Origin of the sequence: Pseudomonas sp. Lb2C2 (genome assembly GCF_052112205.1) — a bacterium.
GTDB classification, from domain to species: domain Bacteria; phylum Pseudomonadota; class Gammaproteobacteria; order Pseudomonadales; family Pseudomonadaceae; genus Aquipseudomonas; species Aquipseudomonas kilonensis.
In genome coordinates, this window is record NZ_JAUTYW010000001.1 from 661,969 (window position 1) to 674,855 (window position 12,887).

A 12,887-nucleotide genomic window follows, 5' to 3' on the forward strand; every position below is an offset into this window, starting at 1 on the left:
AATCGCAGATTGATAAGTGCCGACTACGGTAAGTGCCGCTCCTTGGCGAGACAAGAATGCTAGAGTGCGCAACACATCGGAAAAAATGTCCGCAATTGGAGCCTGGCGTGGAATCACTGAGCGGGATTGGTTTTTTTGTTCGCGCGGCCGAAACCCGCAGCTTTTCAGAGGCGGGCAGGGCGCTTGGCATTTCGTCTTCGGCGGTGGGCAAAAGCGTCGCCCGGCTCGAGGAACGGCTGGGTGTGCGGCTGTTTCATCGCAGCACGCGCAGTATCACGCTGACGGCGGAAGGAACGCTTTTCCTCGAGCGTTGCCGACGCATTCTCTGCGAAGTCGAAGCGGCCGAACTGGAACTGTCGGAAACCCACCAAGCACCACGGGGCAAACTGCGCGTGAGTTTGCCCCTGGTTGCCGATTTGGTCATGCCGACGCTGATCGCCTTCATGCGCCGCTACCCCAGTATCGAACTGGACCTGGATTTCTCCGACAGGCTGGTGGACATCATCGAGGAAGGTTTCGATGTCGTCATTCGGACCGGAGAACCGAACGACTCCCGGCTGATGTCCCGCCCGTTGGGCACGTTCAAGCTGGTTGTGGTCGGTTCGCCCCAGTACTTCGCCGAACACGGCATGCCTCAGGTACCGACGGATCTGCAGCGCCATGCCTGCCTGCTATACAAGTTTCCCAGTACTGGCAGGATGCAGGTCTGGCCGGTAAACAGCGACGGGGAGCCGGATCTCAACCTGCCGGCCACCCTGGTCTGCAACACCACCGAGGCATTGCTGCACGTGGTGCATGACGCGCTGGGGATTGCCTGCGTGCCGGATTTCACTGTGCGTGAGGCGATCGCCAGCGGTGAACTGGTCACCGTCCTCGACGAGTTCAATCGGCATCAGAACACCTTCCGCATGCTCTGGCCTTCAAGCAAACACCTGGCGCCAAAACTGCGGGTGTTCATTGATTTCATGAACAGTGAATTGTTCAAGTGACTGAACCACCGCTATCGCGAGGGGGGGGATCAAGGAGCCTTGTTCTCGACCAGGCAGTTCCCACCATCCACCACAATGACTTCGCCCGTGAGGTAGCTCGCCTCTGAAGACGCAAGGAAAGCAACCAGTGCAGCGACCTCTTCGGGACGTCCGGCGCGGCCCATCGGCGTGTATTCGGCCGCTTTGGCTTCCTCTGTGGTGGTCGATCCTGTGGTGATCCAGCCGGGAGCGACGCTGTTTACAGTGATCCCTTGCTGGGCGACTTCCAGCGCCAGGCTCATGCTCATTCCAACCATAGCGGCCTTCGCGGCGCTGTAAGCCGCTTCGCCGGGGTTGCTGCAGCGGGTTCCGGTAGTGGAACTGATGTTGACGATGCGCCCGTATCGACGCGCCCGCATGCCGGGCAGCACTGCCCGTGTAAGCAGAAAAGCCGTGGTCAGGTTTCGCGCCAGCGTCAGGTTCCAGGTGTGCAGATCCATGCTTGCCAAGTCGGAAAAAAACTCCGGGCTGCCTTGCATGGCCATGCCCGCGTTGTTAACCAGGATATCGATCCGCCCCCAGAGGGACTCTGCCCACGCCATGAACTCACGTACCTGGCTTTCATCGGTAAGATCGAGGGCCCGGCCTTGGACTTCGAACCCTTCGGCACGCAGCTCTGCGACTCGATCATTGATTCGCGCACTGCTGGCGGTGACGATCAGTCTGGCACCTGCAGTACCCAGTCTGCGCGCGATCGCCATGCCGATTCCGATCTCGCTTCCAACCCCACTGATGAGTGCCACAGGGTTCTGTAAAGTTACGTTTGGCATGCTGCCTCCACAGGGTCATAAGTAATTGCCGGGCGTCGAAGCGCGACATAGACCGCCTGGTCAACGCCCAAACGCTGCTGTCATACCCAACAAGCGCTTTTGCCGCCAGGCCGGTGCGCTCGTGGGGAAAAGCACTTCGTTTGGCCGATAGCGGGCGATGCCGCAGGCGGCGGCGATGCGCTGACGTTGCTGGCCGTGGATAAGGGCTTGCTGAAAGCTGTGTTCGCTATGGGCCAATCCCAGCATATAACGAGTACCTGCCGGGAAGTGTCCGCTATTGGCTTGCCACCATCTTTCAATTGCCTGCGGGTCGGGCCAGGGCAGGTTTTCATCGGGGTCCATCGCGACATTGGGGTCTTCAGGGTCATCGTTCGGGCCCGCATCGAAATCCGGCAAGGCCTGCAGTTCCAGGTCGAGTAGCGCCAGGTCAGCGCCGGTGATCAGGCTGAAGGCTTCACCGGCGACCCGGGCATAGGGCAGGTCGCTGATCTGCTGGATCAACCACGGTACGCAGACCGGATCGCCTAGCAGCCCAAGGGCCTGGATGCCGATGCGCCGATCCCTGGGATCCTGTACCAACTGGCGTATCCAGGCAACGCTGGGCTCGCGTTCCTGCCAAGCCAGCAATACACAGAGCGCGCGATACTGGAACTCGCCCGGTTGTTCGGCGAATTGTCGCAATGGCTCCAGGGCTTGCTCGTCGCCCATCTGTGCGGTGGCCCAGTTGGCCCAGAAGCGCGTGGCCGCATTCTCATGTAGACGATGGGTACGAATCGTCGGCAGCAGGTCACGCCGGCGCAGTTCGCCGGCAGTACGGGCGGCACGTGCCAACACGCTGGGGTCGGCGTGAGCCAGTTCGGTCAGCAGAATAGGGCCGGGATTCTGGCGATGCATGCCGCAGGCCGCCAGGCCGAGGCGGTGAAACAAAGGCTCGGGGGAGGCGAGCATGCGCTCGATCCAGGGCGATACCCGTTCCCAGTCGAGCCACCCCAGGGCCATCAGGTAACCTCGTTCAGTTTCCGTGGCACTTCTTAAGTGCTCGCTGAGCAGCGACAGCCCCTTCGCATTGGCCGCCTCGAAGGCCAGCAGCACACTGGCGAACATCTCGCCGACGGTGTGCGGGCCGAGCTGGGTCAGCAGAGTCTCCAGGCCTGTTGAGCCAGCAATGCGCAGACCATCGAGATGAGCGTCGATGCGTTCGTCCAGTTTGCTGAGGTCGTCAAGGTCATAGTGGGGCGCGCGCACGGCGTGATCGTGCAGGAGGATGAGGAAGCAAGCTTCTTCGGCGTGTTGCTCGATCATTGATGAGATGGGGACCATGACGTCTCTGTCTTGTTACGGCACCAGGTTTCCAAAGAAGTAACGTTTACCGACTTCGAAGTGCAGGGGAGAGGCCATGTACCGGTCCAGGACAGCGGCCGCATTCAGCGGTTGGAACTCGCCGTTTTTTCCGTAGAAGCTGGAACAGTCGACGCCGGAATACACCTCGAATTTACGCCTCCAGATAAGAAAGTTGCTCCAATCGATCCATTCGTCAGTGCCTGAAGGAACCAGGGACTTTCTCATGACCCAGACTTGTTTGTTCATGTCGACGGGCATCCCCCCGGAAATTGAGCAGCGATCGCTGCCATAAGCGTTCTGCAGTTCGCTAAGTCGTGAATCGACAGCCGCTTTGTAATCGACTTCGTTCAGGCCACTGTCAAAGAACTCGGGTTCGTTTTCGATGGGGTCAAGCAGATTGGTTAAATTGGCTTCCACGGCGGCTCGGTCGGCCCGACGTGCAAACGTACGCCATGCCTCAACCATGAAAGGTATCAGCCACAGCACACCAGACCACTGGGCTGCCAGGCACGCCTCGATGCGAAGGTAAGTGGGGCCTTCGAGTATGAGCTCGGCAAGGAAATCCAGGTCAGTGTCGAGCCCTGCATCAGCGGTCAGGCCGAGGCAGGCCGATACCAGCGTTGGATCGCAACTGGGGTCCACTATCCATTTGCGCAGTTGGGATACGTGGCTGTAATCGCCGTGCTTGGCCTGTTCGAGAATCGCAGCAAGTGCAATCCACGGGTCATTGCTCATCCATCCGTCAGGTGACAACACTTCTGCCGGAGTGGGGCCACTGTAGTGATATCCACGCCCCTTCCAATAGAAGCTGTCTTGAAGGAAACCAGGTCTTTGGGTGTGCTTGTAAATAGAGGCTTTCATCATTCGGGCCTTGGAAAACTATTGATGCGTGTCTCTTGAAGTGCACTCAGCTCTCCTTCGAGCTTCTCACACTTCTTGCCAGTAGGGGCGAGATTCCCTTGCCCGGCCGGACAACCTCCGGCCGCCTTGGGGACTCTATGCGCCACCGGCTCTCCCTGGCCCACTTCTGTTTTCCAACGCATATAGCCTGGTCTGTTAATCGCCCAATCATTTTCAATGTTGGCCTTCTCCCGTTTGCTCGTTACGTAGTACTTATTGCAGCCGCTCGGTTGCTTTCCGGCGGGTGGCAACAGGTGCCTGCACTTGGGGTTGGCCCGGACTTTGGCGAGGACAGCTGCATTCTTGGGATTTTGTGCGGTGCCGTAGAATTGCTCCTCCGTCATGTACTCCCCGTTCGCTTGAGCCTTGGAGTGCGCCGCGCCGCCACAACATTCACATTTGTGTTTGCCCGGCACCTTGGCGTCTTGTTGCACCGGACTGTATTTGGCGGTGTTGACCATGGGCACGGCCGCATTCGCTGCGGGGCTGGCATGATTCGATGTGGTGAGATCGGTATGTCGGTCTACGTTCTGGCCTTCGAAAAGAACATCCATTGACCATGAGACAAAATAGGTCTTGCCGGTGATGACGTGAGTGATGACGCCGGCACCCTGGCTCCTTGTGGCGGCTTCATCGCCCAGCGGTGAGGTTTTATAGAAGGAGCGATTTTTTAACATGATCTCCTTGTTTTCGATCTTGACGGTCTTGCTGCCTTTCTTCATGTCCTTGGAAAACGAGGTGTCTGGATAGGGCACCGGGATTGGCCCTCCCGGAGGCGGTGGTGGTGTCAGGCAGACATCCGGGAACGCCGCGATGACCTTGCCGCCACCCGCTTTGCAGGCAATCTCATCGCCATTTGCGTAAACGTCGCAGCTCATAGGTCCCCCTCTGGCTGGCTAAGGTCGCGCACGACGGCGGCGGCGCGTGCGCCGGCCAGGGCACTGCTCAGACAGATCGCGGTGGTTCCCGGTGCATAGCCTTTGCGAAACGCCTGGTCGGCGAGTATCAATTGGACGATTCCAGCAATGGCCCCGGTGTCACCCATGGCCTCTGCCCAATGCCACAGTGGTTGATCCTCTTTTCGGACTGTTCGAAAAAGCCGGGCCTCCATCAACGGAAGTTCCTTGAACCCGTATTGCTCTCCCGTGACATCAGACAGGCGCAGATCAATTTCATGCAGACCCAGTTTGGCCTGTGCGAGCGCCGTACGAGCGGCGTCGGTCAGCCCGCCTGCTCGCAGGGGTTTGCTCGACAAAAGAGACGCCTCTTCTTGCCCAAAGCCCAGGCCTGAGATTTGCAGGCAGGTACCAGGTTGCCGATAGGCCTGAATCAGGATGGCCGCGGCCCCTTCACCAGGAAACAAGCCGTCATTGTGAGTGGCCGTTTTCAGCCGGCGATGTTCGTCCAGCCACTGCAGCGTCAAGGCGCTGAGCAGCGAGTCAACACCTGCCACCACACAGGCGGGAACCCGTGTTTCCTGCATTAATCGACTGGCTTCATGAAGGGCATGCATGCCGGCAACATGGCCGGAGGGGATGACCCTGGAATGCGTTGGATGGAACTGTATGCCCAACTTGGAAGATATGTCCTGTATGACGGCCTGGGCTATTTCCCTGATATTGATTCCGGGGCGCTCCGGTTCAGCCAGGCACAGGAGAAATGGCACTTCTGTCCAATCCAGCTTCGGCGCACCCTGTATCAACTCGACCAGTGCATGCATCATGAGTCCGGACATGCGCGCTGCTGCCGGCAGCGCCAGGTCAAGGCTGGGCACAGCCGCGCCGACGATGGGTTCGCACGCGTTGTCAAAAAACGGCAGCTCCTGGAGTGCTGACAGCCCGGCGCGCTTGGCAGCACAGGCGCTGGCGACGCATAAGCCCACGGGACACGCCATGCCCATGCTGGTGATGAAGAGGGCGTGCCCCTGCATGGGGGTCATATCTCCTCTTCCGCGGGAGGATAGGCTTCCTTAGTCCACGCGATGAGTTGAGCCAATGACTTGAAGTGTTGTTTTCCTCGCATGCGTTCTTCGTTGGCCTTGGCCTGTTCGAACTGATCGGCGGTTTGCCCGACGATGACCTTGGCCACCTCCTTGATGTTGCGCCCGAGGGGCGAAGAGGCTCGCCATGTCAGCGTCAGGCGATTCGCGCCAGGTTCAAGAATGACGGTGTCGACCACGGCGGCTGCTTCCCGTGTGCTGTCGTCGTGAAAAACGACAAGCACCGCTAGTTTCAGGTTTGCCGGAAGCCTGAATGCCGAACGGCCTTTATCGCTCAGATTAAGCAACGCGACCTCTTCGCCCCCCCGGGGATAATCGATTTGCTGGTCCTCGGGTGCACATTGGAAATAGCGCAAGTCAAAATCTTCGGGAAGGAATGGAAATTGATGATCAAGCCACGCCTGATCATAAGTGCCGGCCCATTGGATACGCTGCCGCCATGCTCGACCAATCGGGCCAAATGCCATTGGCTTGTAATGTTCGTGGGGGGCGGTGACCGGCCTGTCCAGTTCTTCGGTATTTGGGAGCGGCAAGCCATTGGTCTGGGCACTGTTTGCTGCGGGGTAAAATCCGGCTCCAACCGGGTTCCATGGGTACCATTTGTGTTTCGCCGGGTCTGCATGCGTGCGATCCACGCCGCCAAAAGCCTGCGCGTAGGTAATCGGCATCGTGGTGAATGGAACAGGTTTGCTTATCGAGTGTGAGAGGGCGCTATCCTCATAGATTCGTGCCCCAATCACTTTGAATGCTTTGACGAGAGTCCCCACTTTCAGCGCCACGTTCACCTCCGTCGCCGGCTCTCCATTGGGGGCGTGGCAGTGACCATTGAGCAGAACATCGCAGCGGGGCTTGTGCAGCGCAAAATCGTTTTCGTATAACGCGGCTGATTCGCTGGGCTCCCCTGGGAATACATCGGCCATGATCAGCGGAACCTGTTGTTCGAGCAGGCGCAGCGGATGTCCAGGGTGATCTGGAATACCATAGGTTCCTTTCGCCACCACGACCAGCCATTCACGGCCCGTTTTATCGGTTGAGGTCGTATAGCCGCCGACAAAGCGGGTCTTGTTTACCAATTCCATGGTGTCACTGCCTCAGTTGATCTGTACCGAGCCGCCCTTGATGCGGTTCACACCGGATGATCGGCTCGAAAGATAGGTCCCTCGAATCAGTATCTTGCCCTCGCGGGTGAGGGTGATGCTCGCCTTGCCGCAGCGCAGGACGATTTCCCGCTCCGCGGTGAACTCCAGGCGCTCGCCGTCCAGGTGGGCGACGGCTGGCGTTGTGGTTTGCGGCAAACGCTGGATGCGACCGATCACCAGCGGCCGGGTCAGGTCGCCGGCCTCGAACATCAGCGCGACCTGGGCGCCGATGTCTTCACGGGCGAGTGGGGTGGTGGTGCGCGCGGCGAGGCCGGTTTCACCGGGGCAGCCAGGGAAGGCCACCACAGGGGCATCTGCACTGGGCACATCCAGCAGCACCCCAATCACAACGCCATCCACGCGCGAGGGCGTGGCGGTGGAGGAAACGGCTAAATGATATTCAACGGTCATGGCGCCCACTCCGTGGCTAGTTCTGCAGGATTTTCTGGCCTTTGACGACCACGTTCTTGTTCGCCTTGATGTTGATGGCGCCGGAGCCGTCGATGGTGATGTTCTTGCCGCTGATCACGATGGTGCCGTCCTTCTTCATGGTGATGCTCGCCGCGCCCGTGGTCAGGCTGATGGAGTCGCCGGCGTTGAGGGAGAAGTGCTTGCCCACGTCCAGGCTGTCGTTCTGCTTGATGTTGGTGCTGCGGTTCTGGGCCACGTCGCGGGACTCGTTCTGGCCGATCTGGGTACTCTGGTTGCCGCTGATCTCGATGCCTTCGTTGCCCTGGACCGTTTCGTTACGGTTGCCGCTGATGCCGATGGTTTCGTTGCCGCCCACGTCCTCGGTACGGTTGCTGACGATGGTGATTTTCTCGTTGGCACCGACTTTTTCCGTGCGGTCGGCACCGATGGTGATGGTCTCGTTACTGCCCACGTTCTCGGTGCGATTGGCGCCGATGGTGATTTTCTCATTGCTGCCGACATCCTCGGTACGGTTCACACCGATGGAGATGGTTTCGTTATTGCCGACCTTTTCCTTGCGATCCACACCGATGGTGATGGTTTCGTTGTTGTCGACGGTTTCGGTGCGGTCGTGTTTGACGTGCACGGTCTCGTCGTTGTCGATGGTCTTGCTGCGGTCGTGGCCCACCCAGTGGGTCTCGTCGTTCTCGACCTCGATGTCCTGGTTTTTTTCGGCGTGGATGAACAGCTGCTCGGCGCCTTTCTTGTCCTCCATGCGGATTTCATTGAAGTTGGCCGGTGAACCGCCCTTGCTTGAACGGCTTTTCACCCCGCTCTGGGTGGCATTGGCCGGCAATCCGTAGGGCACGGTCTGTTCGGCGTTGTAGACGCGGCCGGTGATGATAGGCCGATCCGGATCGCCCTCGAGGAAACTGACGATCACTTCCTGACCGATCCGCGGGAGCTGCACGGAGCCCCAGTTCTTGCCGGCCCAGGCCTGGGACACGCGAATCCAGCAGGAGCTGTTTTCGTTGGACTGGTCATGGCGATCCCAATGGAAATGCACTTTGACCCGGCCATACTGGTCGGTCCAGATCTCCTCGCCACTGGGACCTACCACCACAGCGGTCTGCGGCCCACGGACGATGGGCATGGGCGTGAGGGGCAGAGGGCGGAAGGCCTGGTTGGCATCCATGCAGTCCAGCTCGCTGACGAACTGTTCGTCGACGTCCGACTGGCCGCTTTCATAGGCATCCTGACGGATCTGATAACGGGCGGTCACCACCAGGTATTCACGGTTCTGGTCGGCACGGTCGTATCCCGTCAGCGTGAACACATGACCGCAACCGATGCCGCGGGCGCGACCGCGTAATTGCACACGCTCGAACTGGCTGTGAATGGCTTCGATGCGGGTACGGGCGTAGTGATCGCCATCGTTGCTCTGGACGTATTCACCCGGGTAGTCGTAGAGCGGGTAGTCGGCGTTGGTGTGGTTGCGCGGCACGCTGGAGCGCACCTCAAGGCTGGCGCGCGGGCGCAGGAAGTCATAGTCGTTCAGCGCCAGCGAGCCAGGTTGTACTTCCCGCGCCAGTTGCCAGTCGTAGAAATGATCGCGCTCGCGCATTTGCCGATCGGGCGGATAGAAGGGCACCGAGGCATAGTCGGGTGCCGTGGTGTGGGCGCCATAGGCGTCGGCCAACACCAGCACATGACGCGCCTCTTCATGGCGAAAGTAGTAATAGATGCCTTCCTGCTCCATCAACCGGCTGACGAAATCGAAGCTGGTTTCGCGGTACTGCACGCAATATTCCCACTCGCGGTAGCTGCCGCTCAGGCTGTCCTCGAAATCGGAGAATCCGAGGTCGCGGAACACCTGCTTGATGATGTCCGGCACGGTCTTGTTCTGGAAAATCCGGCAGTCGGAGGTGCGCGTGAGCAGCCAGAACCAGGGCCGTAGACTGACGCGATAACCGGCGAACTGGCCGTGCCCGGTCAGTTGCCGGCAACTGCAGACAATGCCGTGGAAGTAGCGTTTGCCACCGTCGTACAGCTCCAGGGTCAGGCCCATCGGCTTGCCCAGCAACTGGTCGAACGTGATCGCCCGGTCTTCGGAGGTCAGGTCCAATTCGTAGTGGAACAACCGCCCCAGCTCTTCGCTGCCGTCCATGCCTTGCAACAACAGGACATCGCCGCCGAGAGGACTGTCGACCTGTACCAAACGGGTGTTTTGCGTGATTGCCATGAGCGGCTTCCTTGGCTCGGGTTCGGGCGTCAGTTGGCCGTCGTAAAGAGGGTGGCATCGCACCCATAGTCGTCGCCATAGGGGATGCCAGGGGGAATCGAGTCCAACAATTGCTGCACATCCACCACAGGGGGATCTCCTTATCGGTCTTGCGGTCTTCAATCAAACTGAACGTACGAGCAGATCCTTATCCTGCCGATTAACGTATGTCTGGAGCCCGTTAGATAACGTTCCAGCATCGCCCCGGTTGGGACCGATACCTGACGTCAAGATAGGTGACGGAAGGTCCTCCACGTAGTTTCGTTAGCTATAACTGTAATTCCAAAATCGAATAACTCAGGAAGAATGACGGACTCGGCCCTTGACGCCTTTCTGACAAGAATGTCAGGAAGCGGTCAGCCTGCGGACACCTTCGCGGCCTAGACTGGGGAAAATGTACATCCAGGCGATCTTGCAGGGGGCTTGAAGCATCAGCACCCAGCCAAACATCGGGGATCGACTATTGGGTCTCCTAATTTGTGGCACCGTTTTAAGAGAGGCGTTACCCGATGCGTTTGCTCATTGTCGAGGACGAAGAAAAAACCTCCTCCTACGTCCATCGTGGTTTGACCGAGCTTGGCTACATTGTCGACGTTGCCACAAATGGTATCGATGGCCTGCATTACGCACTGGAATGGGACTACGACGTCGTGATCCTGGATGTGATGCTGCCGGGCAAGGACGGCTACGACGTGTTGCAAGGACTGCGCCTGCACAAGAAAACCCCGGTCATCATGTTGTCGGCCAGGGGGACGGTGGATGACCGCATTCGAGGACTGCGCGAGGGGGCCGATGATTACCTGGGCAAGCCTTTTTCGTTTGCCGAACTTGTCGCACGCATCCAGGCCTTGATACGTCGTCGCGCCGGTGACACGGTTGACCTGACGCATTTGCGCATCGACGACCTGGAGGTCGATCTGCAAGCGCGCAAGGTGACCCGGGGAGGGCTGCGGCTGGACCTGACGGCCAAGGAGTTCTCCCTGTTAAGCCTGTTGGCGCGGCATCAGGGCGAGATCCTTTCCAAGTTGATGATTGCCGAGCAGGTCTGGGACATGAATTTCGACAGTGATGCCAACGTGGTCGAGGTTGCGATCAAGCGCGTCCGCGCCAAGGTGGATACCCCGTATCCGCGCAAGCTGCTACATACCGTCCGCGGCATGGGGTATGTGCTGGAAAGCCGCGAGGTCGATAGCAGGCAAAGTGGAACGCCTTGATGAAAAGATCGATCGCCAAGCGGCTTGCCCTGATGTTCGCCCTCGCTGTCCTGCTGATCATGTCGATCAGCGCGACGCTGTTGCGCTGTTCCTTGAAGCAATCGCTCGATGAGCAGATGCAGAACGAGCTGATCCTGCGCCATTCCGTGCTCGACCCGGTGCTCGCCAAATACGATTCGCCGACGTTCTGGGTCGGTTTGCGCCAGAAGCTCGACGGCCTGACGCCTGCGGATGAACGGGTCCGCTATTGGATCCTGGTGGACAACCCAGCCTTCAGTTACGGCGGGGCGATGCCGGACGGCCAGGATTGGTCGAAGCGTGCCGATGGGCTGTTTACCGTCGACCTGCCTGAGAAAGAGCGGCCCATGATGGTGTTGCTCAAGACCATTCCCCCCATGGGCAACCGTCCGGAACTGCGTTTTATCGTGGGGCTGGATTCAACGCCGTTTCTGAAGACCCTGGACCACTTCACCAAGATATTGATCCTGACCTCGGCGTTGGGCATCGGGCTGGTTGCGCTGCTCGGTTACTGGATCGCGCGTTTTGGCCTGGGACCGGTGAGGCGCTTGAGCCGTCAAGCCAACAGCCTGCCGCCGGGGGATTCGAAGCAACGACTGGACACCGAGGCGCTGCCAGGCGAATTGCAGGAACTGGCGGTGTCATTCAACGGCGCCTTGGCGCGCCAGGAAGCGGCCTGGTGTCAGCTCGAAGGGTTCAACGCCAATGTGGCCCATGAGCTGCGAACGCCCCTGACCAACCTGATCGGACAGACCCAGGTGGCATTGGCCCACGGGCGCGAGGTGAGCGAGCTTCAGGACTTGCTGCAGTCGAACCTCGAAGAGCTGGAACGGATGGGCACCATCGTCAATGACATGCTGTTCCTGGCCGGGGCCGAGAGTGGGCAGCGGGCAACCGAGCTCAGTGATGTCTCGCTTTATGAAGAGGCGTCGAAGACGGTGGAGTATCTGGAGCCGGTCCTGCACGACAAACAGCTGAGCGTGGTGATCCAAGGTGACATGCGCGTGTGCATCGACCGACGCCTCTTTCACCGCTCCCTGGCCAATCTGATACAGAACGCGGCGCGATACGCGGTGCCGACAAGCACCATCACGGTGACGCTGGCCAGCCACGGCATGCAGGTCGAGGTGAGCGTTTCCAATGCCGGGGAGCCCATCGACAACGTGCACCTGGAGCGTTTGTTCGAGCGCTTCTATCGCGCCGACACCGCCAGGGCGCGAAGCGATGCCCACCATGGCCTGGGCCTTTCCATCGTGCGGGCGGTGGCGTCCATGCACGGTGGGCGGGTGTTCGCCCACAGCAAGGATGGGCTCAATACGTTTGGATTTTCCCTGATGAGCCAGGCGACGCGCTAGTCGCCGCCTGCGAGTAAAGTCCGCCCGCGTTTGACATCTTCCCGTCAGCCAGCAGTCACCTTGACGTCAGTCGCCCCCGCCTAGAGTGCCACGACCATCCCAACGAGGACAGTGTCGTGGAGCCCACTATGAACATTCGAAACCTGTCGATTGCCGGCCTGCTGGCAGTCATCTCCTTGAGCGGCTCGCCGCTGCTCGCCAAAGAGCAAACGCAGTTCCCGGCCTACGAATATGGCATGCCGCTGGACATCGCCAGGGTCATTCATATCGAGGCGGCGACATCGCCGGTATGCGAGGTCGTGCAAGCCAAGATGACCTACTTGAACACCCAAGGGGTAAAGAAACGCGTCAGCTTTCTGCAGTTGGCGCAGGCGTGCTCGACACAGTGACCGTCCGGCGATGCCGGTTCATTTATTCAGACAGGGACCATC

The 12,887-nt window shown here is 59.5% G+C and carries 12 protein-coding genes; 4 read left to right on the plus strand and 8 right to left on the minus strand.

Annotated features, from left to right (window positions below; translation table 11 throughout):
- Positions 1 to 107 precede the first annotated feature (107 nt).
- A complete protein-coding gene (locus tag Q7F16_RS02800; RefSeq protein WP_409555584.1) occupies positions 108 to 989 on the plus strand; it encodes a LysR family transcriptional regulator in 882 nt (293 codons plus the stop codon).
- 29 nt (positions 990 to 1,018) lie between these two features.
- On the opposite strand, the gene Q7F16_RS02805 is transcribed toward Q7F16_RS02800, so the two are convergent.
- Genes Q7F16_RS02805 through Q7F16_RS02840 form a run of 8 tightly spaced genes read right to left on the minus strand, consistent with a single transcriptional unit; the run spans position 1,019 to position 9,830 of the window.
- Positions 1,019 to 1,798, minus strand: coding sequence for an SDR family NAD(P)-dependent oxidoreductase (locus Q7F16_RS02805; protein ID WP_046062411.1), 780 nt, complete (start codon positions 1,796 to 1,798; stop codon positions 1,019 to 1,021).
- A gap of 60 nt (positions 1,799 to 1,858) precedes the next feature.
- A complete protein-coding gene (locus Q7F16_RS02810) occupies positions 1,859 to 3,118 on the minus strand; it encodes a TIGR02270 family protein (RefSeq protein ID WP_409555585.1) in 1,260 nt (419 codons plus the stop codon).
- 15 nt (positions 3,119 to 3,133) lie between these two features.
- Positions 3,134 to 4,000, minus strand: coding sequence for a hypothetical protein (locus Q7F16_RS02815; RefSeq protein WP_200899326.1), 867 nt, complete (start codon positions 3,998 to 4,000; stop codon positions 3,134 to 3,136).
- Positions 4,000 to 4,917, minus strand: coding sequence for a DUF4150 domain-containing protein (locus Q7F16_RS02820; protein ID WP_003201902.1), 918 nt, complete (start codon positions 4,915 to 4,917; stop codon positions 4,000 to 4,002). Before Q7F16_RS02820 ends, Q7F16_RS02815 begins: the two co-directional genes overlap by 1 nt.
- Entirely contained in the window at positions 4,914 to 5,978 is a 1,065-nt protein-coding gene (locus tag Q7F16_RS02825; protein WP_409555586.1) for a 3-oxoacyl-ACP synthase, read from the minus strand. The genes Q7F16_RS02820 and Q7F16_RS02825 overlap by 4 nt, the downstream gene beginning before the upstream one ends.
- On the minus strand, positions 5,975 to 7,117 hold the full coding sequence (locus Q7F16_RS02830; protein WP_409555587.1) for a DUF2169 family type VI secretion system accessory protein: 1,143 nt from the start codon (positions 7,115 to 7,117) through the stop codon (positions 5,975 to 5,977). The genes Q7F16_RS02825 and Q7F16_RS02830 overlap by 4 nt, the downstream gene beginning before the upstream one ends.
- 12 nt (positions 7,118 to 7,129) lie before the next feature.
- Positions 7,130 to 7,588 carry a DUF6484 domain-containing protein gene (locus Q7F16_RS02835; RefSeq protein ID WP_409555588.1) on the minus strand — a complete coding sequence of 153 codons (459 nt, stop codon included), beginning with the start codon at positions 7,586 to 7,588 and terminating at the stop codon, positions 7,130 to 7,132.
- A gap of 16 nt (positions 7,589 to 7,604) precedes the next feature.
- Positions 7,605 to 9,830 (minus strand): type VI secretion system Vgr family protein, encoded by a 2,226-nt coding sequence (locus Q7F16_RS02840; protein WP_409555589.1) that lies wholly within the window; start codon positions 9,828 to 9,830, stop codon positions 7,605 to 7,607.
- Positions 9,831 to 10,378: 548 nt separating this feature from the next.
- On the opposite strand from Q7F16_RS02840, the gene Q7F16_RS02845 reads away from it, so the two are divergent.
- The 3 genes from Q7F16_RS02845 (at position 10,379) to Q7F16_RS02855 (ending at position 12,845) form a co-directional block, all read left to right on the plus strand.
- Positions 10,379 to 11,083 (plus strand): heavy metal response regulator transcription factor, encoded by a 705-nt coding sequence (locus tag Q7F16_RS02845; RefSeq protein ID WP_046062417.1) that lies wholly within the window; start codon positions 10,379 to 10,381, stop codon positions 11,081 to 11,083.
- On the plus strand, positions 11,083 to 12,456 hold the full coding sequence (locus Q7F16_RS02850; protein WP_409555590.1) for a heavy metal sensor histidine kinase: 1,374 nt from the start codon (positions 11,083 to 11,085) through the stop codon (positions 12,454 to 12,456). The genes Q7F16_RS02845 and Q7F16_RS02850 overlap by 1 nt, the downstream gene beginning before the upstream one ends.
- A 128-nt stretch (positions 12,457 to 12,584) precedes the next feature.
- On the plus strand, positions 12,585 to 12,845 hold the full coding sequence (locus Q7F16_RS02855; protein ID WP_052719931.1) for a DUF2790 domain-containing protein: 261 nt from the start codon (positions 12,585 to 12,587) through the stop codon (positions 12,843 to 12,845).
- Positions 12,846 to 12,887: the final 42 nt, after the last annotated feature.